General features: G+C 67.3%; 21 protein-coding genes. 15 read left to right on the top strand and 6 right to left on the bottom strand.

The window, feature by feature from the left end; genetic code table 11:
- Nucleotides 1–42 precede the first annotated feature (42 nt).
- The 3 genes from EPL01_RS09750 (at nucleotide 43) to EPL01_RS09745 (ending at nucleotide 1321) form a co-directional block, all read left to right on the top strand.
- Nucleotides 43–330, top strand: a complete 288-nt coding sequence (locus EPL01_RS09750) for a hypothetical protein (protein WP_135825084.1) — start codon at nucleotides 43–45, stop codon at nucleotides 328–330.
- A gap of 221 nt (nucleotides 331–551) precedes the next feature.
- Nucleotides 552–677, top strand: coding sequence for a hypothetical protein (locus tag EPL01_RS22440; protein ID WP_281275355.1), 126 nt, complete (start codon nucleotides 552–554; stop codon nucleotides 675–677).
- Entirely contained in the window at nucleotides 668–1321 is a 654-nt protein-coding gene (locus tag EPL01_RS09745) for a DUF7504 family protein (RefSeq protein WP_135825083.1), read from the top strand. Before EPL01_RS22440 ends, EPL01_RS09745 begins: the two co-directional genes overlap by 10 nt.
- A 227-nt stretch (nucleotides 1322–1548) precedes the next feature.
- Here the strand turns inward: EPL01_RS09745 and EPL01_RS09740 are convergent, their stop codons facing one another.
- The 3 genes from EPL01_RS09740 to pdhA are packed head-to-tail and all read right to left on the bottom strand — an operon-like array spanning nucleotide 1549 to nucleotide 4837.
- Nucleotides 1549–2610: an NAD(P)-dependent alcohol dehydrogenase gene (locus EPL01_RS09740; RefSeq protein WP_135825082.1), complete on the bottom strand. Its 1062-nt coding sequence runs from the start codon at nucleotides 2608–2610 to the stop codon at nucleotides 1549–1551.
- Between the two features lie 42 nt (nucleotides 2611–2652).
- Complete coding sequence (locus EPL01_RS09735; protein ID WP_135825081.1) at nucleotides 2653–3621, bottom strand: alpha-ketoacid dehydrogenase subunit beta; 969 nt, start codon at nucleotides 3619–3621, stop codon at nucleotides 2653–2655.
- A complete protein-coding gene (gene pdhA / locus EPL01_RS09730) occupies nucleotides 3614–4837 on the bottom strand; it encodes a pyruvate dehydrogenase (acetyl-transferring) E1 component subunit alpha (RefSeq protein ID WP_135825080.1) in 1224 nt (407 codons plus the stop codon). Before pdhA ends, EPL01_RS09735 begins: the two co-directional genes overlap by 8 nt.
- A gap of 121 nt (nucleotides 4838–4958) precedes the next feature.
- On the opposite strand from pdhA, the gene EPL01_RS09725 reads away from it, so the two are divergent.
- The 4 genes from EPL01_RS09725 to EPL01_RS09710 all read left to right on the top strand — a co-directional run bounded on the left by EPL01_RS09725 (nucleotide 4959) and on the right by EPL01_RS09710 (nucleotide 12930).
- Entirely contained in the window at nucleotides 4959–6086 is a 1128-nt protein-coding gene (locus EPL01_RS09725; RefSeq protein ID WP_135825079.1) for a M24 family metallopeptidase, read from the top strand.
- Between the two features lie 10 nt (nucleotides 6087–6096).
- Nucleotides 6097–6357 (top strand): hypothetical protein, encoded by a 261-nt coding sequence (locus EPL01_RS09720; protein WP_135825078.1) that lies wholly within the window; start codon nucleotides 6097–6099, stop codon nucleotides 6355–6357.
- 422 nt (nucleotides 6358–6779) lie between these two features.
- Nucleotides 6780–7943 carry a hypothetical protein gene (locus EPL01_RS09715; protein ID WP_135825077.1) on the top strand — a complete coding sequence of 388 codons (1164 nt, stop codon included), beginning with the start codon at nucleotides 6780–6782 and terminating at the stop codon, nucleotides 7941–7943.
- A 454-nt stretch (nucleotides 7944–8397) separates the two neighbouring features.
- Nucleotides 8398–12930, top strand: a complete 4533-nt coding sequence (locus EPL01_RS09710; protein WP_135825076.1) for a GAF domain-containing protein — start codon at nucleotides 8398–8400, stop codon at nucleotides 12928–12930.
- 30 nt (nucleotides 12931–12960) lie between these two features.
- On the opposite strand, the gene EPL01_RS09705 is transcribed toward EPL01_RS09710, so the two are convergent.
- A complete protein-coding gene (locus EPL01_RS09705) occupies nucleotides 12961–13662 on the bottom strand; it encodes a TVP38/TMEM64 family protein (RefSeq protein ID WP_135825075.1) in 702 nt (233 codons plus the stop codon).
- Nucleotides 13663–14229: 567 nt separating this feature from the next.
- Between EPL01_RS09705 and EPL01_RS09700 the strand changes: the two genes are divergently transcribed.
- Complete coding sequence (locus EPL01_RS09700; protein WP_135825074.1) at nucleotides 14230–16065, top strand: MutS-related protein; 1836 nt, start codon at nucleotides 14230–14232, stop codon at nucleotides 16063–16065.
- A 24-nt stretch (nucleotides 16066–16089) separates the two neighbouring features.
- Complete coding sequence (locus EPL01_RS09695) at nucleotides 16090–17403, top strand: glycosyltransferase family 87 protein (protein ID WP_135825073.1); 1314 nt, start codon at nucleotides 16090–16092, stop codon at nucleotides 17401–17403.
- Here the strand turns inward: EPL01_RS09695 and EPL01_RS09690 are convergent.
- The gene (locus EPL01_RS09690; protein ID WP_135825072.1) at nucleotides 17366–17578 is read right to left on the bottom strand and encodes a hypothetical protein; all 213 of its coding nucleotides are present in this window, start codon (nucleotides 17576–17578) and stop codon (nucleotides 17366–17368) included. The genes EPL01_RS09695 and EPL01_RS09690 overlap by 38 nt on opposite strands.
- A gap of 180 nt (nucleotides 17579–17758) precedes the next feature.
- Here EPL01_RS09690 and EPL01_RS09685 point away from each other — a divergent pair, with 180 nt between their 5' ends.
- Both EPL01_RS09685 and EPL01_RS09680 read left to right on the top strand, forming a co-directional pair.
- Nucleotides 17759–18355: a DUF7504 family protein gene (locus EPL01_RS09685; RefSeq protein WP_449272271.1), complete on the top strand. Its 597-nt coding sequence runs from the start codon at nucleotides 17759–17761 to the stop codon at nucleotides 18353–18355.
- A 141-nt stretch (nucleotides 18356–18496) separates the two neighbouring features.
- A complete protein-coding gene (locus EPL01_RS09680) occupies nucleotides 18497–20113 on the top strand; it encodes a protein kinase domain-containing protein (RefSeq protein ID WP_135825070.1) in 1617 nt (538 codons plus the stop codon).
- An 89-nt stretch (nucleotides 20114–20202) separates the two neighbouring features.
- Here the strand turns inward: EPL01_RS09680 and EPL01_RS09675 are convergent, their stop codons facing one another.
- Complete coding sequence (locus EPL01_RS09675; protein WP_135825069.1) at nucleotides 20203–20442, bottom strand: hypothetical protein; 240 nt, start codon at nucleotides 20440–20442, stop codon at nucleotides 20203–20205.
- Nucleotides 20443–20612: 170 nt separating this feature from the next.
- On the opposite strand from EPL01_RS09675, the gene EPL01_RS09670 reads away from it, so the two are divergent.
- From EPL01_RS09670 to EPL01_RS09655, 4 genes are all read left to right on the top strand, one after another.
- On the top strand, nucleotides 20613–21377 hold the full coding sequence (locus EPL01_RS09670; protein ID WP_135825068.1) for a hypothetical protein: 765 nt from the start codon (nucleotides 20613–20615) through the stop codon (nucleotides 21375–21377).
- A 114-nt stretch (nucleotides 21378–21491) separates the two neighbouring features.
- Nucleotides 21492–22775 carry an ABC transporter substrate-binding protein gene (locus tag EPL01_RS09665; RefSeq protein ID WP_135825067.1) on the top strand — a complete coding sequence of 428 codons (1284 nt, stop codon included), beginning with the start codon at nucleotides 21492–21494 and terminating at the stop codon, nucleotides 22773–22775.
- Between the two features lie 203 nt (nucleotides 22776–22978).
- Complete coding sequence (tnpA, locus tag EPL01_RS09660) at nucleotides 22979–23383, top strand: IS200/IS605 family transposase (protein WP_135825066.1); 405 nt, start codon at nucleotides 22979–22981, stop codon at nucleotides 23381–23383.
- A 4-nt stretch (nucleotides 23384–23387) separates the two neighbouring features.
- Nucleotides 23388–24632: an RNA-guided endonuclease InsQ/TnpB family protein gene (locus EPL01_RS09655; protein ID WP_135825065.1), complete on the top strand. Its 1245-nt coding sequence runs from the start codon at nucleotides 23388–23390 to the stop codon at nucleotides 24630–24632.
- The last annotated feature ends 32 nt before the right edge of the window (nucleotides 24633–24664 follow it).

Below are 24664 nucleotides of genomic sequence, written 5' to 3'. Positions count from 1 at the left end.
CTTCACCGGGATTTTATTACCTTCGTCGTCGCAATCTCGGGCATGGCTCCGTCCCGCCCGACCGTGTTCACGGTAGACGAGTACGACGCGCTGGAGTTCGACGCGGTACTGTTCCGCGAGCGCACCGTGGTCTGCTTAGACGGCACCGAGGAGGCCCGCGTCGTCCCCCTACAGAAGGTCAACCACGTGGACGCCGACCCCGAGTTGATGCTGGTCGAGAACGAGATTCCCGACACCTTCTACGGCGGCGGCGACTACGGCTTCGTCAGGGTCGAGGAGTACCCCGAACTCGACCAGCACCTCGAAGACCTCGAAGCCGAGGCGTACTGAGCGCTGTCGCCGCTTCGCGGACGTAACTTATATATCGACGCCCCTTCGATACTTCGAGGTACGAGGGATTTCGTCCCGTCCTTTCTCCGTTCGCCCATCGGGCTGTCGCCGCGGTGCAGGCGTCTTCCGATGGCACTGCTCCGAGATGCGCCGTGCCTGATACCCCTGCCGCCGCCCGGCGGCTAGCCGCGAGGCCGACCGTCCGGCGGGACTCACCAACCATGACCACCGAACTCGACTCTATCGACTGGGGCACGGACTTCCGCGAGGAGACAGCGCCGACTCGCGGGCCATCAGTTACGACCGCGAGACTGAGGCGGACCATGGAGGGCACTCGATGCCCCTGAACCGCCGCGCTGGCGACGGCGACTCGATTGCCGAGGCCGTCGACGCCGTGTCGCAATCCACGACGGTGCTCGTCGCGGGGACCGTCGAGCCGACGGAGCACGCGCTCTGCCTCCGGATTCTGTCGCACGCCGTCGGCCGGGACGACACCGCGCTCGTCGTGACGACTACCGAGGGCCGCGAGCAGGTTGTCGAGCGCGTCTCCGGGTTCGAGCCGTCCGAGGGAACGCCTTCGCTCGCCGTGGTCGATACCGTCTCGGAGGACCAGTATCTCACCGCGCCGTACGCCGACACGCCGACCGTCTACGTGCCCTCGGCGGACGACTTGGAACGGGTCGTCGTCGGCCTCTCGGACCTGACCGGGACCGTCGTGCCGCCGACCGGACCCCGACACTTCGTCGTCCGGTCGCTCACGCCGATGATTCGCGGAGCGACCACCGAGCGCGTCTGCCGCCTGCTCGACCGAACCACGGGCCTGCAGGCCGGTGCGGGACTCGGAATCTTCGGCATCGACTTCACGGCGCACGACGAGGCGACGACGAACGCGCTCACGGCGGTCGTGGACCGACTCCTCTGGGTCTCCGAGGGCGCGGACGGACAGTTACGGTTCGAACTCCGGAACGCGGACTCCGGACTCGACTCGTGACGCGAGAGATAGTAGCGGGCGACTCGGACCCGAAGGCAAAAGAGCAGAATGAACCGCGAGCGCGCTCCGCTCGCGGGTTCCTGCTGAAGCCCTCAGCCGAAACGGCCTCATCGGGCGGCGGTCGTTCTGCGTTAGCATTTCTCCTCGTCCGATAAGAATCTTACCGTGTTCGGTTCGCCGTCCGAGGGGACGACGGGCGACTCCGGAATCCCCTCGGAACGTCCGGTTCAGAACGTTACCAGCGGTTTGATGACGCCGTCTTCTTTCGACGCCATCAACTCGAAGGCCTCGTCGATGTTCTCGAAGTCGAATTCGTGGGTCGTCATCGGCGTCGGGTCCACGCGCCCGGCGTCGATGAGTCGCAGGAGTCGCCGGAGGCGGACGCGCCCGCCGGGACAGAGGTCGGTCACGATGTCCTTCTCGGCCATGCCGACGCCCCACGCCTCTCGCGGGATGCCGACCGTCTCGCCCTCGCCGTAGTAGCCCACGTTCGAGATGGTGCCGCCGGGCCGGGTGACGGCCACGCAGTCGGCCAGCGTCTCCTCCCTGCCGAGTGCCTCGATTGCCGCATCGACGCCCGCCGGTTCTCCCTCGTCGGCGGTCAGTTCCAGAATCTCCTCGACCGGGTCCGCCTCCGAGAAGTCCACGATTTCGTCAGCGCCGTACTCGCGGGCCAACTCTTGGCGCTCCGGGACGCTCTCGACCGCGATGATTTGGCCCGCGCCCTGCAACGCCGCGCCTCTGGTCGCCATCAAGCCCACCGGCCCCTGCGCGAAGACGGCCACCGTCCCGCCCATCGGAATCTCGGCGTTCTCGGCCGCGGCGAACCCCGTGCTGAGCATGTCGCAGACGTAGACCGCCTCCTCGTCCTCGACGCCCTCCGGGATGTGGGCCAGATTCGCGTCGGCGTCGTTGACGTGGGCGTACTCGGCGAACACGCCGTCCTTCTCGTTGGCGAACTTCCACCCGCCGAGCGCGCCGCCCGACTGGGAGGGGTGGCCGTCTTGGGCCGCCTCCGACTTCCAGTCGGGCGTGATGGCCCCGACGACGACTCTGTCGCCCTCGGCGAACTCCTCGACTTCCGAGCCGACTTCGTCCACGACGCCGACCGCCTCGTGGCCGAGCGTCAGGTTCTCGCGCTCGCCGATTGCACCGTGGACCGTGTGAACGTCCGACGTGCAGATGAGCGCCTTCGTCGGCTTCAGTATCGCGTCGTTCGGTCCCGGTTCCGGTCTATCCTTCTCGGCGAATCCCGTCTCTCCGATTCCGTTCATGACGAATGCTTGCATTCGAATCCCTCGTCGAGGAGACGACGCCGAGTCTCATAGCTTTCACGCCGACAGCGCGCGCTCGATTCCCCGCCGGATTCGGTCGGCGTCGGGGCGATATGCCTCCTCGCGGGCGAACAGCGGGAAGGGCACGTCGTAGCCGGTCACGCGCTCGACCGGGGCCTCCAGATAGTAGAGCGCGTCGTCGTTGATTCGGGCGACGATTTCGGCCGCGAGGCCGCCGGTTCTGGGGGCCTCGTGGACCACGACGCACCGGCCGGTCTTCCGGACCGAGTCGAGAATCGCCTCCGAGTCCATCGGAGAGACCGTCCTGAGGTCGATGACCTCGGCGTCGGCGTCCCCGCTCTCGACGGCGTCGAGCGCCTCGGCCACCATCGCTCCCCACGCGACCACCGTCACCTCCTCGCCCTCGCGGACGACTTCTGCCTCGCCGAGGGGGACGACGTGTTCGCCCTCCGGCACGGACTCTCTGGAGGCCCGGTACCGACTGGTCGGCTCCAAGAACATCACGGGGTCGGGGTCCCGAATCGCGGCGGTGAGCAGGCCCTTCGCGTCCGCGGGGTTCGCGGGCACGACGGTCTTCAGTCCCGGCACGTGGGCGAATCCGGCCTCGTAGCTCTCGGAGTGGAGTTCCAGCGCCCGGATGCCCCCGCCGTAGGGCGTCCGGACGGTCATGGGAACGCCGAGCGTCCCGCGGGTTCGACTCCGCATCCGACTCGCGTGCTGGACGAGCTGGTGAAAGCCCTGATACGCGAAGCTGGCGAACTGAATCTCCGGCACGGGCCGGAACCCGGCCGCCGAGAGGCCGACGCCGAGTCCGAGGATGGCGGCCTCCGCGAGAGGAGTGTCGTAGACCTGTTCGGGGTACTCCTCGATGAGGTCCTGCGTCGCGCGGAAGACGCCGCCGTTGACGCCCACGTCCTCGCCGTAGACGACCACTGATTCGTCGCGCGCCATCTCCTCGTCGAGGGCCTGCCGAACCGCCTCCACGAGTCGAATCTGGTTAGCCACGGTCGCCCACCTCCTCGTCGTCGGCCTCGTCCCCTCTCTCCTCGGCGGCCTCGCCCGCAGATTGCTCGACGCTCTCCGGAATCTCCGCGCCTCCGGCCTCGCGCTCGCCTCGGAGTCCACCCTCGGCGCTCGCGGGTGCAGTCTCGCCCTTCTCGCCCTCCTCGCGCTCGAAGGTCTCCCTCTGTCGCCGGAGTTCGGGCGGCGTCTCGGCGAACACGTAGTCGAACATCTCTGCCGGTTCGACCTGCTCTCTGCCTTCGCGCGCTCGGTCGATTTCGTCGCTCAGGAGCGCCTCGATGTCGTCGGCGATTTCGGCCATGCGGTCGTCGTCCAGCACGCCTTCCTCGCGGAGGTACCGCTCAAACCGGACGATTGGGTCGCGGGCGTCCCAGTCGCCTTCCTCCTCCTCGGTCCGGTAGACCCGCGGGTCGTCGCTGGTCGTGTGCATCGACTGGCGGTAGGTCAGCGCTTCGACCATGACCGGATTCCCCTCGCGGGCCGATTCGAGGGCGTCCCGCGCGACCCCGAGGACGCCCAGCACGTCGTTGCCGTCCACTTGGATTCCGTCGATGCCCGCGGCGACCGCCTTCTGGGCCAGCGTCTCGGACCGGCTCTGGCGCTCGCGGGGCACCGAGATTGCCCACTGGTTGTTCTGGCAGCAGAAGACGGTGTGAGCGTCCAGCACCCCCGCGACGTTCATCGCCTCGTACACGTCGCCCTGACTCGTCGCGCCGTCACCGAAGTAGGTCAGGGTGGCGGCGTCCTCGCCGCGAATCGCTTGACCCCACCCGAGTCCGGCGGCGTGGAGGGCCTGCGAACCGACCGGAATCGAGGGCGGCGTGTTGCGGTCGGCGACCTCCGCGCCCTCCTCCATCCCCATCGCGTACCACAGCAGTCGGTGGACCGGCGCGCCCCGCGTGAGGTAGGCCGCGCTCTCGCGGAAGGAGGGCACCATCCACTCGTCGTCGCCGAGCGCGAACGCCGACCCGACCTGCGCGGCCTCCTGTCCGATTCCGGGGGCGTAGGTTCCGGACTCGCCCCGGCGCTGGAGCGCGACGGCGCGCTCGTCGGTCCGACGGGAGAGGCGCATCAGCCGATACAGTTCGAGGAGGTCCTCGTCGTCAACCTCGGGTGCCTGCGCCTCGTCGAGGTTCCCCTCCTCGTCCAGTGCTTGCACGTACTCGACCGAGAACTCGGCCACTTGCTCCCGAACCACGGAGCGAGTACCACGCCATCGTATTTAATTGCCGCCGCCGGAATCTGCCGCCGCGCTCCTCGCTTTCCCCCGCGCTCTCTTCTTACGTACTTTTAAATTGCATCCCGCGCAATCCCCTCGCATGAGTGGCACGAGCGGCCCGAGCGCGTTCGAGGAGCGAACCCGGCGGTGTCAGCGACGACTGGGCGAGGTCGGCGCGGACGCGGCCGTCCTGTTTCCGAGTACGAACCTGTTCTACGCCTCCGGATTCCGCGAGGAGCCGGGCGAGCGACACCTCCTCCTGTTCGTCCCCCGAGAGGGGTCGCCCGCCTTCGTCGCTCCCGAGATGTACGACGAGCAGATTCGGGACGCCTCGTGGGTCGAGGACATTCGCCTCTGGGCCGACGGCGAGGACCCCACCGAACTCGTCGCCGAACTCGCCGACGAGATGGACCTGCGCGGGGGTCACCTCCTCGTGGACGACACGATGTGGGCGCTGTTCACCCAAGACCTGCGCGAGACCCTGCCCGAGGCCACCTTCGGCCTCGCCAGCGAGGTGTTCGAGGACCTCCGGATGCGCAAAGACGAGACCGAACTCGACGCCCTCCGGCGGGCGGGCGCACTCGCCGACAGGGTGAGCGTCGAGATTCGAGAACTCGGCGAGGAGGCCGTCGGCATGACCGAGACGGAACTCGCCGAGGAAATCGAGGGTCTCCTCGCCGAGGCTGGCGGCGAGGAAGTCGCGTTCGGCACCATCGCGGGGTCCGGGCCGAACGGCGCGAAGCCCCACCACCGCCACGGCGACCGGGAAATCCGGCGCGGCGACCCCGTGGTCCTCGACTTCGGGGCCTACCTCGACGGGTACCCCGGCGACCAGACCCGGACGGTCGTGTTCGCTGGCGACCCGCCGGAGGGCTACCAGCAAGTCCACGAAACCGTCCGCGAGGCCCAGCAGGCCGCGGTCGAGGCGGTCGAACCGGGCGTCCCCGCCGAGCAAATCGACCGGGCCGCCCGCGAGGTCATCGAGGACGCGGGCTACGGCGACGAGTTCGTCCACCGGACGGGCCACGGCGTCGGCCTCGACGTTCACGAGAGCCCCTACATCGTGGAGGGCAACCAGACCGAACTCGAACCGGGGATGGTGTTCAGCGTCGAACCCGGCGTCTACCTCGAAGGCGAGTTCGGCGTCCGAATCGAGGACCTCGTGGTGGTGACCGACGAGGGGTGCGAGCGACTGAACGACTCGCCGCGGACGTGGGAGTCGCTCTGAGGACTGAGCCATGACCTACGTGAGCCACACCGTGCGGTCGCTCCGCCGCGACCCGATTCCCGGCGAGACGATTCGGCTGGTGGTGACGCTGGCCGAGGAGAGCGCGGTTTCCGCTGTCGAGGAGGCAGTTCAGTCGCTCGACGGCGAGGTCGTTCGAGAACTGGAGTTCGACCGCGTGCTGGTCGAGGTCGAGCAGGTAGATATTGACGACATTTGCTCGCTCGACGCGGCGGAGTCGGTCGAGACGGACGCTGTTCTGGGGACTACTTGAATCGTCTTTTAAATGGCAATCTGACGAGAACAACCGCCGAGATTACGGCGAGGACGTTTTCTGAAGCCCCCGGCCGCTCGCGGTCGCTGGCCGGCATATCCGACGGACGTAGTTGCGTCGGATAGCGGCCGACCAGCGACTAAAGTGAACGCGAGCGCCCGGCCCCTTCACCCCGCCCACGGTGGAGTGGTTGGCCGAAGCTCTTTCCGGTGGAGTGGTTGGTCAGGCTCGTTCCGGTGGAGTAACTGAGAAAGCTCTTTCCGGTGGTTGGTCGGCCGAGCGCATCCGCGGTGGGTCCGCCGCGGATGCGCTCGACACGTGCTAACTTTTCTCAATCCGGAGTCTCGACTTATTCTAACTATCTCGAACCGCTGGCGGACAAGCAGTTTCAAGTGACAGTCCGGCGTACAGTAGTCGGGGAAATGGGGGAACACGACGACACGCGGACCAGCGCCGTCCACGACGAATCGGTGGGGTCGATGGGACGGCGGCGGTTCGTGAACACGCTGTTAGGTTTGGGGTTCGGCGCGCTCTCGGCGAGTCTTCTCTCCGCAGACGACGTGCAGGCGGCGGGTCGAGACGAGGTGCCGGTGGTGTACGGGCTGACCCGCGACGAGGAGTCGGGCGAGCTTCGCCCGCGGCGCAAGACGGTGCCCGCAGACTGGTACGACGACTTCCGGTCGGCGCTGGCGGCCCACCGGAACCTCGAAGTCATCGGGCGCGAGGACGTGGCGAGTTCGGCGGTCGCGCCGGGCGAGTACGGCGGCCGGAACGCGTCCATCCGCGTCGAGATTACGACCGAGGAGGCCCGCGGCGAGGTGCCCGAGACCGTCGAGCAGACGCCGGTCGAGGTCCGGCGCGTGGAGGCGACCGACGCGCGCCAGAACCGGAGTCCGGGGTCGGCCGCAGAGGTGGGCGAGTTTCTCGACGGCGACTCCTCGAAGGCGACCCGCGGCGACGGCGTGCCGGGGAGCGTCGCGGTCGCCAGCGACGACCTCTACGGCACGCTCGCCCCGGCGATGCGCGACCCGACCGACGGGTCGCGGTACTTCGCCACCGCGAACCACGTCTTCGGCGGGACCGGAAACGAGGGTAAACCGCTCTATCTCCTCGACGGCGGGCGGACCGAAATCGGGACGGTCCGGTCGGGCTACCCCAAGTCGGACATGGTCTGCGCCCGGCCGAAAGGCGGCTACGAACCGCTCGCTCGCATCCGCGAGGAGTCGCCGGGCCGCGTCCTCGGCCAGTTCACCAAGGTCGGCCTCGCGGACCTCAAGGCCGCGGGCGAGCGCCTCGAAAAGATCGGCGTCAAGACGGGCCACACGACCGGGAAGATTCAGGCCGTAGACGGCTTCACCTGCGCCTACGGGGCCATCTGCAAGCAGGGCCAACTCAAGTGGGGCCAGCAGTCGGGCTTCAGCGACGGCGACAGCGGGTCGGTCAACTACCACCCGGACCCCGACAATCCCGAGGCGGGCGTCCTCGTCGGCGGGTTCAACAACGCCCGGACGTGGTGGCCCGGCGAGAACTACATCTGGGGGACCGCAGCCCACCACGTCACCGCGAAGCACGGATTCACGTTCTGAGTCTTTAGACTCCTTTTCAATTGTTTAGAGGACAATTTTAATTTCTTACTATAGGAAAATCTGTCTTTCTGGCGCGTGCGGGAGCGGCGCTCTCGCGCCGCTCCTCGCGCGCGAGGTCTCGCTGAGCGTAGTCGTTCGAAAATCGGAAATTTTCGTGATCACGAGAGCGTTGCTCTCGGACGACGAAGCGAGGCTCGTCAGAGCTTGCCTCTGACGGTGGAGTCGGGCGCCCGGGGCGGCCGGCGAGGGTGGGGGGGACGAGGCGCGGGGGGGGGCGGGGGCGGGGGGCCCTAGGCTTCGGCAGTAGCTAGCTTCTACTCACTTTCGCTGTCGCTGTGGCTGGCACAACAATCCCTTCTCCACCCTGACTCAACCCCGCCACGAAGCCCAAAAAACATCTCAACTATCGAGAAAGCCGAAACGCTAACAACCACGGAGTGTCTGTCGTGGGACGATGCTTAAGCCGGAGGGTGACGGGAACCGAGCGCGAGGAGACGCCTTACGGGTCGTCTACGTCGGGAATGGGTCGCGCGCGAAGGCAATCGCCGAGGAGTTGACCGACGCCGAGGTCCGGTGCGAGTCGCGGGGGGCGACCGCACTCGACCGCATCGAGACCGGCGACATCGACTGCGTGGTCGCCGAGGCGGACCTCCTCGACGTCGGCGGCCCCGAGTTTCTGGGCGCGGTCGGCGAACTCTACCCCGGAGTCGCCCGCGTCATGCTGGCCGAGTCGGTCGGCGACGTGCCCGCGAACGTGACGTTCGTCTCGACCGAACCGGAGTCCGGGCTTTCTGCCCGCGCGGCGCGGCGCGTCGAGAGCACAGTCGAGTGCGTTCGCGCCGAGCGAGACCGCGACCAACTCGGCGACGGAATCGAGACGCTGGTCGAGGAGTCGCCGGACCCGATTCTGACCATCGACGACGACTGTGAGGTCGTGTTCGCCAACGACGCCATCGAGCGCGTCTTCGGGCTTGAACCCGCGGACGTCGTCGGCGAGTCGGTCTTGGGACTGCTGGACGAGTCGGTCCACGAGTGCTTCCGGGCGACCGTGAACGAACTCCGCGACGACGAGGGACAGGTCGAGCGCGACTACGTGGAACTGCCGGGCAGGCACAGCGACGGCAGGGAGATTCCGCTCGCAATCTCCTTCCGCGAGACCGTCCGCGACGACCAACACTACTTCTCGGCCATCGTGCGCGACGTGAGCCGTCGCAAGCGACTCGAAGACCGTCTCGAAGCCGAGAAGCGAAAGACCAAGGAACTCCACGAGGTCGCGGTCATGCTCGAAGAGTGCGAGACCGCCGAGGAGGTCTGTCGCCTCGCGGTCGAGACCGCAGAGCAGTTGCTGGAGTTCGACCTCTGCGCGGTGGATACCGTCGAGGACGGCGAACTCGTCCCGCGGGCCGTCTCGAAGGGCATCCCGACAGACGGCTACTACACCACGACGCCGGTCTCGACCGAGGACAACCTCGCGGCCCGCGCCTACCGCGAGGGCGAGTCGATTCGGACGCGCAACCTCCACGACGAGGGCGTGGACCCGGCCGCCAGCGGCTACCGGGCGGCGTTGACGGTCCCCATCGGCGACATCGGCGTCTTTCAGGCCGTCTCGAAGGAAGCCGGAGCGTTCGAGGAGAGCGACTGCGAACTCGCGGAACTGCTCTCCTCGCACGTCGCCCAGTCGCTCCAGCGCATTCGCTCCGAGAGCGCGCTACAGGCCGAGCGCGACCGATTCGCCGCGCTGTTCGAGAACGTCCCCGAACCAATCGTGGACTACGGGATGCGCGACGGTCGGCCCGTTGTCCACTCGGTCAACGAGGCCTTCGAGGAGGTGTTCGGCTACGACGCGGGCGAGGCCGTCGGCCGACCGATAGACGAACTCATCGTGCCCCCTGACGAACAGGGCGAGTTCGAGCGCCACCTCGACCGGACGGAGGACGACGACCACCTCAACACCGAAGTTCGCCGGAAAGGGGCCGACGGGATGCGGGACTTCCTGTTGCGGACCGCGGGCGTCTCCGGCGAGCGGGCGGGCGGCTACGCCATCTACACCGACATCACCGACCGCAAGCAGTTGGAGCGCGACCTAGAGCGCGCTAACCGGAAGTTCGAGGAACTTCACCACGTCGCGGTCAACCTCGAAGGGTCGGACACGGCCGAAGCGATATACGACGAGACCGTCGCGGCCGCCGAGGAGATTCTCCAGTTCGACATCTGCGGCGTTGCCATCGAGGAGGGCGGCTTCCTCGTGCCGAAGGCCGCTACCTCCGAGTTCGACGAGGACGACTACGAAATCCTCCGCGCCGACGAGGGCCTCGCGGGCAGAACTTACCGACGCGGGGAGACCTACGTCGTCGAGGACATCCGTCAGTCCGACACGGGACGGCGCATCAACGACGACCTCAAGTCCTTCCTGAGCGTTCCGCTCGGCGACGAGGGCATCTTGCAGGCCGGGTCGCGCGCGGTCGGCGAGTTCGACGACGAGGACGCGAAGCTCGCGGAACTGCTGGTCTCCCACGCCTCCGAGGCGCTCCAGCGGGTCCGCTCGGAGTCGGCGCTCCGCGAGGAGCGAGACCGGTTCGCCGCGCTGTTCGAGAACGTTCCCGAGCCGACCGCGCGATACGAACTCCGGGACGGCGAGCCAATCATCGAGTCGGTCAACGAGGCCTTCGAGGTGACGTTCGGCTACAGCGAACCCGAGGCGCGCGGCGAGTCCATCGACGACTTGCTGGTCCCCGACGACCAGCAGGACGAGGCGGTGCGACTCAACGAGCGGGTCGGGCAGGGCGAGCGCGTCGACGCGGAGGTCAAGCGGACGGCCGCCGACGGCGTTCGGGACTTCCTCCTCAGGAACGCCGAGGTGTCGGGCGACGACGGCAACTACGTCATCTACACCGACATCACCGAGCGCAAGCGAAACGAGGAGCGCCACCGCTCGATGACCGAGGACGTGCTTGACAACACCGACGTCGGCATCTTCGTCTTGGACGACGAGTTCGACGTGGCGTGGGCGAACTCCGCGGTCGGGGAGTACTTCGGCGTCGAGCGAGACGCCATCGTCGGGGCCGACAAGCGCCGACTCATCGAGACGGACATCCGCGACACCGTCGAGGACGGCGACCGATTCGGGGACATCGTGACCGCGACCTACGACGACAACACCTCCGTCGAGGAGTTCACCTGCCACGTCACGCCGGGCGACGGCCGCGACGAGCGCTACCTCCAGCACCGGAGTCGGCCCATCGAGTCGGGACTCTACGCTGGCGGTCGGGTGGAACTCTACTACGACGTGACCGAGCGCGTCCAGCGCGAGGAGATGCTCGACTCGCTCCACCGGGCGACCCGCAACCTGATGGCGGCCGAGCGCCAGTCCGAGATTTGCGAGACCGTGGTCGAGACGGCCCGGAACGTCCTCGACATTCCTCACGCGACCGTCTTCCGGTGGGACGACGACGCGGACCTCCTCGAACCCTACATCCTGCCCGAAGACACCGTCACCAGCATCGGCGACGCCCCGACCTTCGACCTCGGCGAGGGCATCGTCGGGAGCGTCTTCGAGTCCGGCGAGAGCGAGTTCTTCGACAACGCGTGGAACGACCCGCGGGCGCTCGACGACGGGTCGCCCGGAATCCGGTCGTTCGGCGCGTTCCCGCTGGGCGACTGGGGCGTGGTGACCGTGGCCTCCGCGAACCCCGAGGCGTTCGACGACTACGAGATGGACCTCGTCCGCGTGCTGGCGGCCAACGCCGAGGTCGCGCTCAACCGGGCGGCCCGCGAGGCCGAACTCGCCGACCAGCGGAGCCAGCTCGCCGAACTCGACCGCATCAACGAGGTCATCCGCGACGTGGACCAACTGCTGGTCCGGGCCTCGACCCGCGAGGAGATGGAGCAGGCGGTCTGCGACCGACTCGCCGACTCCGACCACTACCGGTTCGCGTGGACCGGCGAGGCGATGACGGGGTCGAATCAGGCCGAACCGACCGCCTTCGCGGGCGTCGAGGAGGGCTACCTCGAAACGATTACCGAGATGCGCGACGAGACTCCTCGCGGCCCGGCCCAGACGGCCCTCGAAACCGCCGAGGTGCAGGTCGTCCAGAACGTCCCCGAGGACGACGGCTTCGCGCCGTGGCGAGAGCAGGCCCTCGAACGCGGCTATCGCTCGGCGGCCGCCATCCCCCTGCGCTATCGGGAGACGGTCTACGGCGTCCTCTGCGTCTACGCCGACCGGGCCAACGCCTTCGACGACCGCGAGCAGGCGGTGCTGGCCGAACTCGGCGAGACCATCGGCCACGCCATCAACGCCGCCGAGAGCAAGAAGGCGCTGCTGTCGGACGCCGTGGTCGAAGTCGAGTTCGAGATACGCGACGGCGAGGGCTTCTTCGCCCGCGTCCCCCGCGAGGAGGGCGGCGTGTTCGCGCTCGACGGCGTGACCATGACCTCCGAGGGGTCGTTCGTCTACTTCATGACGGTGGAGGGTCTCGCCCCCGACCGGGTGCTGGAGCGCGCCGAGCAGGCCGACGACGTGGCGCAGGCCCGCCTCGTCAACGAACACGACGACGGCAACCTCTTCGAGTTCGTCTACACCGGTCCCTCGCCGCTCGAAGAACTGGCCAACCACGGCGGGACGCTCCGGGACGCCAAGTTCACCGCCGACGGTGGCCGGAGCGTGGTCGAACTCCCCCGGAACGTGGACGTGCGTTCGGCCGTCGAGTCGATTCAGGACTCGATTCCGGGCACGAAGGTCGTCGCCCGCCGGGAGCGCGAGCGCCCCGAGCGCACCGTCGAGGAGTTCCGCGCGACGCTCGAAGAGGACCTGACCGAGCGCCAGCGGTCGGCCCTCGACGCGGCCTACTACGCCGGATTCTTCGAGTGGCCCCGCGAGAGTACCGGCGAGGAGGTCAGCGAGTCACTCGGCGTCTCTGCGCCGACTTTCCACCAGCACCTCCGGGTGAGCGAGCGGAAGTTGCTCTCGGCGTTCTTGGACGAGTAGGCGAGAGCGCCTCGCTGCCGGTTCTCGGCCCTAGAACGGGGAGCGTTCCGCGAACCGTTGCACTACGTCCCTGATCTCCTCCTGTTTGTAGTAGCCGACCGCGGAGATTCCTATCACGACTCCGAGGATCGCCATCGCGCTGACGAAGCGTCCGCTGGCTAGTTTGCCACCGGCGTAGACGGTGAGCACGTAGGCCGGAAGCCGACCAATCGTGATGGCGACCATGAACGTCCGGAGCCGCCAGTTCGTGATTCCGGCGAGAAAACAGATCACGTCGTCCGGTAGGCCGGGGACGGCGACGAGCGCGACCAGACCCGGAATCCCGACTCGGTCGACGAATCCGTCGAACCGGTCGATTGCCGCCTCGTCGAGTATCTCCTCGACGAAATCTCGGCCGTATCGGTCCGCCAGCGTGAACGCGATTGCGCTCCCGAGGAGTACGCCGACGAGACTGTAGACGGTTCCGAGAACCGGGCCGAACAGGTAGCCAGCGACGAGCGCGACGCCTTGCCCCGGAATCGGGGCGACGACGACCTGCGCCGTCTGGAGGAGCGTGAAGACGACCGGAGCGAGAACGCCGAATCCCTCGACCCACGTTCGGAGTTCTTCGGGGTGGAAGACGAACGGAGCGTAGCGGCGGAGGCCCGCGTACACCGCGACCAGCGCCGCCGCCGCGGCGACCAGAAGTATAACGCTCCGCCGCCGAGCCTCCGCCGAAGAGAATAGCCTCACTACCGGATACGGGGGATGAAGCGACTTTAGTGTGTTCACCACACCACGCAGAGTTATAAGAGAGATACTGATTTTCAGCGCGCGAGTGTCGTGTCGGCCGACCGAAATCGAGGTGGATTGGAGGAAGTAGCTAGCTACTGCCGAAGCCGAGGCGTTCCCGCCCCGCCACGCAACCGCACCGCTGCCGCGAACCTCACACCTCCCCAACCTCGTCGGCCGCCTCCGGCGGCCGACTCCACCGACGGACAAACCGCGTCCATCGAGCCTCGCTTCGTCGTCCGAGAGCAACGCTCTCGTGATCACGAAAATCGGAGATTTTCGAACGACTACGCTCAGCGAGACCTCGCGCGAGTCGCTCCTTCGCACCGGAAGACAAACCGCGTCTTCCGAGCCTTCGGTCACTTCCTTCCCGAAGACTTCGCTCAGCCGCTCCCGCGCGCCGACCGTGACCGGGAGATGAGAATTAAAATCAATTGCTTGAGAAATATTCTATTGTAGTAACCAAATAAATAGTTGTCTGACAACGCTTCTGCAACCCTTAAGAGCCGTGGGGCGCACGTCTCAGATATGCGATTGGAGGAGTACTGGGGGGTCGGACCCAAGACGCGCGAGCGCCTCGAAGCCGAGTTGGGCACAGAGCGGGCGGTCGAAGCCATCGAGTCCGGCGAGGTCCGGGCGCTCGTCTCCTCGGGGCTGTCCCGGGGGCGCGCGACCCGAATCCTCCGGCGGGCCAACGGCGGCGAGGGCATGGCGGTCCTCTCGACCCGCGACACCCGCGCGGTGTACAAGGAACTGCTGGACACGGCCAGCGACTACGCCGTGACCGAGGACGCGGCCGACCGCATCCGGGTGCTGACGCCGCTGATGGAGCGCGAGGAGGCCGAACAGCGCCTCGATTCGGTGATGGACGCCACCGAGTCGTGGAAGCGCCTCGACGGCGAGACCCGCGAGGCCGTCCTCTCGGCGTTCGCCGAGTACGCCGAGAACGACCGCATCGGCGACGACGAGGCCGCAGTCCGGACCGTCCTCGCGCTCCGGGACGCCGGACTCTCCGACGGCGCGTTCGCCAGCGCCGCCGAAATCGACCGCGACGACCTCGAAGCCGCGGCGTCGGCGCTCGCGGACTTGGACGGCGGCGACGTGGCCCGCGGCGTGGACGACGAACTCGACTCGCTGCGCGACGCCCTCGACGGCGTGAAGTCGCTCGCCAGCGACTCCCTCGACGCGATGGAGGAGATACGCGAGGAGGCCCGCGCCGGGGCCGAGTTCGGCGAGGTCGTGGTGGACTACGTCGCCAGCGAGACCGACGCCGGGTTCCAGCGGGTGCGGGAGGCCACGCCGGACGACGCGGTGGACGCCACCGACTTCGTGAACGCCACGCTCCGGGAACTCCGGGCCGACCTCCGCGAGTCGGCAGAGGAGCGCGAGCGGTCGGTCGCCCGGCGACTCCGGGGTCGCATCGCCGAGAACCGGGACGCCATCGACGCCGCGGGCGAGGAGGTCTCGGACCTCGCCTTTAACCTCTCGCTGGCCCGATTCGCCGCCGCGTTCGACCTGACCCGGCCCTCGTTCCGCGAGAACGGCTTCGCGGTCCGGAACGCCCGAAACGTCTCCATCGAGGCCGGAGACGAGGCGGTTCAGCCGGTCACCTACGCCGTAGGCGACCACGAGTTGCCCGACGCCGCCGAATCCGGCGCGGAATCGCCGGATTCGGCATCTGGCGACTCCGCGCTGGACGACCAAACTCCGCCCGCCGACCCCACCCCGCCGAGCGGCGACCGCGTCTCGGTCCTGACCGGCGCGAACTCCGGCGGTAAGACGACCCTGCTCGAAACGCTCTGTCAGGTCGCCCTGCTGGCTCAGATGGGTCTGCCGGTCCCCGCCGAGCGCGCCGAGGTCTCCATCTCCGAGGACATCGTCTTCCACCGCCGCCACGCGAGTTTCAACGCTGGCGTGCTGGAATCGACCCTCCGGAGCATCGTCCCGCCCCTGACCGAGGGGTCGGACACCCTGATGCTGGTCGACGAGTTCGAGGCGATTACGGAACCCGGAAGCGCCGCGGACCTCCTCCACGGACTCGTCAGACTCACGGTGGACCGGGGCGCGCTCGGCGTCTTCGTCACCCACCTCGCCGACGACCTCAAGCCCCTGCCCGAGAAGGCCCGCAAGGACGGCATCTTCGCCGAGGGGCTGGACGAAAATCTCGAACTCGAAGTGGACTACCAGCCGCGGTTCGGCACGGTCGGCAAGTCCACCCCCGAGTTCATCGTCTCGCGCCTGCTGGCCGGTGCCGACGAGCGCGCCGAGCGCGCCGGTTTCGAGACGCTGGCCCGCGCGGTCGGCGAGGAGGCGGTCCAGCGCACCCTCGACGACTGGTCGCCCGAAGCCAGCGCCGACGACTGACTAACCGACACTGTTCCACTTTCCATGTCTGACCCTCCCCGAAACCCCACGGACGCCCGCCTCGTCCTCGCGCTCGGCATCCTGCTGGGCGTCGTCGGCATCGCCGCCACCGCCGCGCGCCACCCCAAGATGGTCGGCATGGACTTTCAGGTCTACTACTTCGCGGCCGAGGCCCTCCTCTCGGGCGGCGACTTCTACGTGGCGTCACCACCGGCCCACCCGACCTACGGCTACGTCTACCCGCCGGTCACGCTCCCCGCGTTCGTCCCCTTCGTCCTTCTCGGGAGCTGGCAGGCCGGGTTCGCGGCGTTCACCTTGCTCAACGTCGGGGCCGCGCTCGGCGCGGCGGTCCTGCTCGTCCGGTGGGTCGAGGCGTACCGCCCGACCCCGCTCCCGTGGCTCGACAGGGGCCTCGTCGCCGGGTTCACCCTGCTCTCGCTCCACTCGGCCTCGACCCTGCTCTACGGCGAGACCAACTTCCTCCTCCTGCTCGCGCTGGTCGCGGGATTCTGGTGGCTGGATGGGGGCGGAAGCGGGGCCGAAAACCGCGGCGAATCGAAGGCTGGCGTCGCCTTCGCGCTCCCGGCGGTCGTGAAGCTCTTTCCCGCCGCGGTCGGCGTCTGGCTGCTCCGGCGGCGAGCGTGGCGAACGATTGGCGCGGCGACTGTGACCGGAACCGGCCTGTTCGCACTCGGCGTCGGCGTCTTCGGCGTCGAGACGCACCTGACCTTTCTGGAGGTCGCGGTGGCTCCTCGGCTGTCGAGTTCGGAGTTCGCTGGCGGCCTCCCGGCCGGTGCGACCCTCCTGACGCTCAGGAGACCCATCTCGGTTCTGTTGCCGAACTTGTCCTCCTCGCTCTACGGCCCGCTTTCGTTTGCCCTGCTCGCGCCGGTGGTCTGGTACTGCTACCGCCGGGTTCCGTGGTCGAGTTCGGGGCCGGATTCGAGACCGGATTCTGGGCCGATTTCAGGGTCGAGTTCGGACCCGATTCCGCGGCTTATCGCAATCTTCGCCACGATGGCCGCCATCGTGGTGGGATTCCCGTCGCTGCTGCTGTACTTCGTCTACCTGCTGTTCCCGATGATTCCGCTGCTCTACCTGCTGGAGCGCGGCCCGGCCCGGAAGCTGTTCGTCTCCGGCGCGCTCGTCGCCGACTTCGCGGTGACGCTGGCGAACGTCCGGGCCGCGCTGGCGGGGACGCCCGGCGAGGGCCTGCTCCCCATTCTGGACCCGGTGCTGACGCTGGCGACGCCGCCGCTGTACGGGACGGTGGCGATGCTCGGGGCCTGCCTGCTCTATCTCAGAGGAAGAGAACCCACGCCAGCAGACCCATCGTGAGCATCGCAAGGAGCGCCGGGAGGAGTGCCAGCAACGCGTTCGTGAGTTTGCCCGCTCGCCGCTCGTTGTCGACCGGCTCCAAGACGCTGTAGCCGCACTCGACGCACTGCTTGCGGTCGCTGCGGTGCTTTCGCCCGCAGTCCTTGCACTGCCAGTTCTTTGGCCCGATTCCCATGTGACGTTGGCCGACCCCACACACTCCCGGGTGTTAGCTTTTGCGACCTGTCTGAGCGCCGAGGCTCTCGCGCCCCGACGCCGTCGGCAGAAATTGTGCCCGTTCGCTCTGTCTGGCCGCGCTGAGGCCGAATTTCACCTGCCTACTAACTTATAAGTATTCTCGACTACATTTTCGAGTGTGTCTAGCTCACAGCCCTCTCCCTCGAGTACGCTCTTGGGGGTCTCCGCGTCGCCTGCTGGTGTGCCGCCGGAGGTGTTCGACGTGCTGGCCCGCCCCGCCGAGACGAATCTGTTGGTCGTCTCCTACCGCGACGGCCCCGACGAGTGGCTTCAAAACTGCCGACAGCACGTCGGCGAACTCCCCGCCGAAGTCGGATTCGTCAACGTCGGCGAGATGACGCGCTCGGCGTCTGCGTCGCTGTCCGCGTCCGGCGGCCCGTCGCGCTCACCGACCCCCGCCGACGCCCTGCCGCTGGCCGCGACGGTCGAGGACCCGGCGGACCTCACCGCGGTCGGGGTCCGGGCCAGCGAGTACCTCGAAACGTGGGACTGCAACGGCAACCGGACCGTGGTCGTCCTCGACTCGGTGACGGGCCTGCTCGAGGCCGTCTCGCTCGACCGGGCCTTCGAGTTCCTCCACCTGCTGGCGGGCCGCGTCGAGAGCGTGGACGGTCGGATTTACTTCCTGTTGCATCCCGAGGCCCACGACGACCGGTCGCTCTCGATCGTCCGCGAACTCGCCGACGCCGCGGTCGGCCTCGGCGACCCGCGCTGAGCGCGAGCCACCGAGACAAATAATTTTATTTCTCTAGAAAATATACCCATTTCACCTAAACACCACGACATATTTCTCATCTGCGTCTGCGACGGCGAAGCAACACTTATCCGGCGAGCGCGACACCACTCGCCCGTACCGATGGCAGGACGCGACGGGGACCGAGTCGAGTATTCCGAAACAGACCGCGAGCAGGCCGAGCGATTGCGCGAGGAGGCCCGCGAGCGGTGGGGTCAGGCCGACGACGACTTCGACACCCTCGCCGCGAAACTCCACGCCGACAGTCCCGAGGCCCGCGCCGAGGCGGCGTGGTCGCTCGCGGAACTCGCCGTCGAGAACCCCGACCGGGCGTGGCGACTCCCCGTCGAGTCCGAACTCGCGCCGCTGCTCTCCGACGACGACAAGTGGGTCCGCCGGGGTGCCTCGTGGGCGCTCGCCAACATCGCCGACGAGCACCCCCAGCGCGCCCGGACGGCCGTCTCGGAAGTCACCGAGAGTCTGGCCGACGACGACCCGCTCGTCCGCGAGAACGGCGTCCTGACGGTCTCGGGCGTGGCCCGCGAGTACCCCCTCGCGGTCGAACCCGCGCTGAGCAAACTCGCCGAAGTCGTCCGCGAGGGCGACGGCGTCGCGCGCCGCTACGCCGCCGAGACGCTCCGCCGACTCGTCGTCCGCCTCGACGAGGACGGCTTCCCCGAGACCATCGAGGCCGCGCCCGACGTGGCCAGCGCCCTCTCGGGCGACCTCGGCGTGGTCGAAGTCACCGACGACGAGGAGGGTCCGGCGGTCCGAATCCGTGGCGCGAACTCCTCGCCCGAGAGTGAGGCGGGCGACGAGGCCGACGAGAGCCTCGCCGCGGACGACCCCGACGACCGCGGCCCGCCGGAGCTGATTCCCGCGCCGCCGGAAATCGACGCCGAGCGCGCCGAGTTCGAACACCTCGCGGACTTCGGCGACGGCCCGCTCACCACCGCCGCGAAGGCCCGCGTCCGGACCGCGAGCGAGGGGGGCCAGCACGTCGTCGTCCTCCTCCGGACGCTCCGGCCCGACGCGGGGGTGGACTCCTCGCGCGTCGAGACCGCCTTCCGGGCGTGGGCCGGTATCGACGACCACAATCACGTCGTGGGGGTCCTCGCCCGCGGGTCGAACCCCCGGCCGTGGCTGGCCACCGAGTTTCTGGACGGCGGGACCCTCGGCGACGCGCTCGGGTCGGTCGGCTTCGAGCGTGCGCTCTGGTACGCCCACTGCGTCACGACTGCGGTCTGCCACGCCCACGCCCGCGGCGTCGTCCACGGCGCGCTCCGACCCAGCGCGGTCGGCCTCTCGCGCACTCTCGGCGCGTGGCCCGTCCCGAAGGTCGGCGACTGGGGCCTCGGGGACTTGCTCGGCGAGGTCAGACGTCCTCCGGTGCCGCCCGCGTTCGCCGCGCCGGAGCAGTTCGCTCCCGAGCGATTCGGCAGTCCGGACTCCTCGACCGACGTGTATCAACTCGGCGCGCTCTGCTACGCGCTGTTCACCGGTCGCCCCCCGTTCGTCGGGGAGACCGCAGACATCGCCCGGCAGGTTCGGGACCCGAACCAGACGCCCGAATCACCGAGCGAGAGTAGCGAGCGCAGCGAGCGCGTCCCTGCCGCCGTGGACGACTTGGTGGACCGCGCGCTCGCCACCGAGAAGCAGGCCCGGTTCGAGACGGCCGAGGACTTCCGCCGCCAGTTGGAGGTGCTGGCGGGGAACCTGTCGCTGTCTTTCGAGCTATAATTTCTCCGCGAACCCGGATTCGGCGCTCCTCGTCCGCGAACGCGGTGGTCGCCGCGCTCGACCGCGATTATCGCCGCGCTCGACCGCGACTACCGCCTGCCCGCCGGGCCGTCGTCGTGGAAGTAGACCACGCGCTCGCTCTCGCCCCGAGCGCGTTCCTCCTCGACGTCGTGGCGACTCGCGCACCGCCGGGAGTACTTCGTCAGGGCCGAGAACGGGGGGCCGCCGAACACGTCGGCCCATCGGTCGCCGCGCTCTACGACGACGCGCTGGTCGTAGGCTTTGCCACAGACCGGGCAGGGCGTCTCGTCCGGGTCGTGGGAATGCACACCAGACTAGACGGGGGCGAGTGGCTTGAAAGCCCCGGCGACCGTGAAAGTGATTCGAAATCGCGGCGGGCGGCGTCGCCCGCCAGCGCCGAAACCCTCGGACGGCCCGGCGATTCCCGTCGGAGAGCGCCGTAATTTAAGTAGGGTCGGCGTAATCCCGCGAACAGAACATGGCGCTCGCGCCGCTCCTCGCGTCTGGCTCCACCGCCGCGTCTGCCTCCGCCGCCGACCCCAGCGCCGCGGTCGTCCGCTTCCTCGCGTCGGTCATCGTCGCGGCCGCCGCCGCCTTCTTCGGGTTCTACGCGGTCAAGAACCTCCGATTCAACCGGATGGAGTCCCAGCGCCCGTTCTGGCGCTACCTCGCGCTGGTGGGTGCGACCGCCGGGATTTACGGCCTGCTCGGAATCGCGGGATCGGTGGTCCGGTCGCGGGCGCTGACCGCCTTCGGCCACGGGGCGTTGCTGTTCTGCATCGTCTTCCTCGCGTTCTCGATGCGGGAGGTCTACTACAACTCGGCGCTGGCCCCCGCGCCCGACGACCAGCGGTTCTCGCTCGACACCCTCCGCCGAATCGAGGCCGGGTTCGTCGTCATCATTCTGGTCGAATGGATCGCGGTCCTCCTCATCGACCAGTCGGTGGTCGCGCAGGTCGTCAAGGGCCTCGGGAGCGTGGCGTTCGCGGCCTACGGCGCGGTGTTCGCCGAGAAACTGGAGGCGATGGCCCGCGGGACCGCCCTCGACACGCTCCGGCGACACCTCCTGCCGGTGCTGGTCTCGCTCGGCGTGCTGGGAGTCGCCGACTTGGGCGTCGTCGCGGGCATGAGTCCGGTCGTGGTGCAGGCCGTCGAGAGCGTCTTCGTCGTCCTCGTGGCCGGATTCCTCATCACCGCGACAATCCGGCTTCAGCAGAACGTCGAGGGCCTCTCGGCGAGGTAGGTCGGCGAGGAACGGGATTTTCGGCGAGGAGGGCCTTCTTTCGACTCCTCGGCGGTCGAATTGGTCGGAAATCATTAGTATGCGTGGGTGGTGTGCCTGTTCGGGGGAGTACCAATGGGAGCCAACGACGACACGTTTTCGAGACGCTCGTATCTGAAAGCGACCGGCGCGGCCAGCGCGGCCGGACTCGGCGGACTCACCGGTCTGCTGGAACAGGATATGGGGACGCTGGAAGTACAGCACTGGTGGACCGGGGGTGACGGCGCACAGGCGATTCAGGCCCTCTTCGAGGGGTTCCAGAAGCAGTATCCCGACATCAAGGTCAAACAGAATCCCGTGGCGGGCGGCGCGGGCCAGAACCTCCACACCGTCATCAAGAAGCGCGTGCTGAACAACAACCCGCCGAGTTCGTGGCAGGCGTGGCCCGGGGCGAATCTGCTTCCGTACACTCGGGCCGAGAAGCTAGAGGACGTAGAGCAGTCGGTCTGGTCGCACAACGACATGAAGAACGCCTACCTGCAGGGGCCGAAGGACGCCGCCCGTCCATCGGGAAGCTACGTGACGGTCCCGCTGAACATTCACCGTCTCAACAACCTGTTCTATAACGTCGAGGTCGTAGAGGAGGCGGGCGTGGACCCCTCCTCGCTCTCGAAGCCGAGTGACCTCGTGGGCGCGATGGAGCAGATTCAGCAGAACACCGACGCGGCCGGGATGTCCCACCAGACAAAGTCCGGGTGGTCCACCCTGCAACTCTGGGCGACGGTCCTGCTCGGTGAACACGGGCTCGACACCTACACGGCGTTCACGCAGGGCAAAATTCAGCAGAACGAGCAGGCCATCAAGAACTCGCTCCAAATCGTCAAAGACTACCGGGAGTTCTTCAATCAGGACGCCGGGTCCATCTCGTGGACCGAGGCGAACACCAAAATCATCAACGGGCAGGCCGGGTTCTTCCATCAGGGCGACTGGGCCGCGGGGATGTACCGCGGAGAAGGCGGCTTGGAGTTCGAGAACGGGTGGAATCAGGTCACCTTCCCCGGCACGGAGGGCTATTACATGCTCAACATGGACTCGTTCCCCTTCCCGACGAACAATCCCTCACCCGAGGCCACCACGCGGTTCCTGCGCTACGTCGGGAGCGTGGACGCCCAGAAGCGGTTCAACCCGAAGAAGGGGTCGATTCCGCCCCGGACCGACGTGCCGACCGACGCCTTCGGTCCCTTCCTCCAGAGCCAGATGGAGGACTTCAAGCAGTCGGAGGCCCAGCCGCCATCGACTGCTCACGGGCTGGCGGTCGACCCCGAGACGCTGACGAACATCGAGGACGCGATGGCGACGTTCATCTCGTCGTGGAACGTGGACAAGACGTATCAGGGTATCGCGCAGGCCTTCCAGTAAGGCGGCGCTCGCCGAACTGGTCTCTTTTTAGCTGAATCGAGGCGCTAAGCCCCCTTCCTCAGCGAGCGCCGACCGAAGGGAAGGCGCGAGCAGGGAGGGGATACAGCGCCGCACGGTTCTCATACACTCTCCGGTTGCAGGCCTCCAGGCCCACGCAGCCGAAGCGTTTTTGCAGTAGGGTAGCATAGTATTAACCGAACCCAATGGAGTACGACCTCGACTCTGGAGCGCACTCGACGTTTTCCCTGCAGTACCACCTGATACTCACCACGAAGTATCGGCGTGGAGTGCTAACCGAGGAGCGAACCCAATTCATTCACGAGGTCATCAGCGGGTTCGCGGACAACTACGGTGTCGAACTCACCAACCTCGATGGTGAGGACGACCACGTTCACATCCTGTTCCGAGCGAAACCCACCACAGACCTCGTGAAGTTCATCAACACGGTCAAGGGCGCGACCGCCCGTCGCATCCGTAACGAATACGAAGATGAATTGAAGACCGACCTGTGGGGCGACTCGTTCTGGAACGATTCGTACTGTCTTATCTCGACGGGACAGGTCTCGCTGGATGTGCTGAAACAGTACGTCGAAGACCAACGCGAGTAGCGCCATGTACTACGCCTACAAGTATCGCCTCGAACCGTCCGACTCCCACCGCGAGGAGTTGGACCGCCACCGCGATATTTGTCGGCAACTCTATAACCACACGCGCTACCGCCTCAACCAGTACCAAAACGAACACGGCGAACTGCCGTCCATGACCACCCTCCGGTCGGAACTCCCCGACCTCAAAAAATGGTGGGACGACCTCTCGGACGTGTACTCGAAGGTTCTCCAAACCGTCGTCGAACGCCTGTTCGACAACCTCAAAGCACTCTCCGAGCTCAAGCAGAACGGCTACGGCGTCGGCCAACTCAAGTGGAAGCCGCCACGCGAGTTCCGCAGTTTCACGTACAGTCAGTCTGGCTTCAAGCTCGACAAGAAGGGCGGTCAGACTGTGCTGTCGCTCTCGAAACTCGCGGACATTCCGATTCGGCTTCACCGACCCATCCCCGCCGACGCCGACCTCAAGCAGGTGACGCTCAAGAAGGAACCGACGGGCGAGTGGTTCGCTACGTTCGGTGTCGAAATGGACCGTGAACCACCTGAACCGCCCGAGAATCCCGAACGGTGCGTCGGTATCGACGTAGGGATTCTCACGTACGCCCACGACACCGACGGGCACGCCGTCGAATCGCTGGACCTCTCGGACGAACGCGAGCGGTTGGAACGCGAACAACGAAAACTCTCGCGGAAACAACACGGGTCGAACAACTACGAGACTCAACGGCGAAAAGTCGCGGAGTGTCACGCCGACCTCCGCCGCAAGCGCCGCGACTTCTTGCACAAGCTCTCGGCGTACTACGCTCGGGAGTACGACCTTGTCGCGGTCGAAGACCTAAACGTGAAGAGGATGATGGAGTCGCCGTCGAACAGCGGTAACACGGCGTCTGCGGCGTGGCGAACGTTCCTCTCGTTGCTCGAATACAAGTGCGAACGAGAAGGAACGCATTTCGTGGCGGTCGAACCAGCAGGGACGACCAAGGAGTGCGCGGCGTGCGGTGTCTCGACGGACAAACCCTTGTGGGTCCGCGAACACTCTTGCCCGTCGTGCGGATTCACCGCCGACAGGGACGCGAACGCGGCGTGGAACATTCTTTCTCGCGGTATCAAGCAAGTAGGAGCGGGACGCTCCGAATCACCGCCTGTGGAGACTGCGCTCCCTACGGGAACCACCACGGTTCCTGCAAAGCGCGTCGTTGAAGCAGGAAGCCCTACCCTCAAGGAGCGAACGGCGTCAGCCGTGAGCGAGTAGGGTAGGGTAGTTCACAAGCGACTCACGAGTTC

The organism is Halorussus ruber, from assembly GCF_004765785.1.
In the GTDB taxonomy this organism is placed as follows: Archaea; Halobacteriota; Halobacteria; order Halobacteriales; family Haladaptataceae; genus Halorussus; species Halorussus ruber.
Note: the sequence above shows the minus strand (reverse complement) of the source record. Positions and strands in the feature narration are given on the sequence as shown.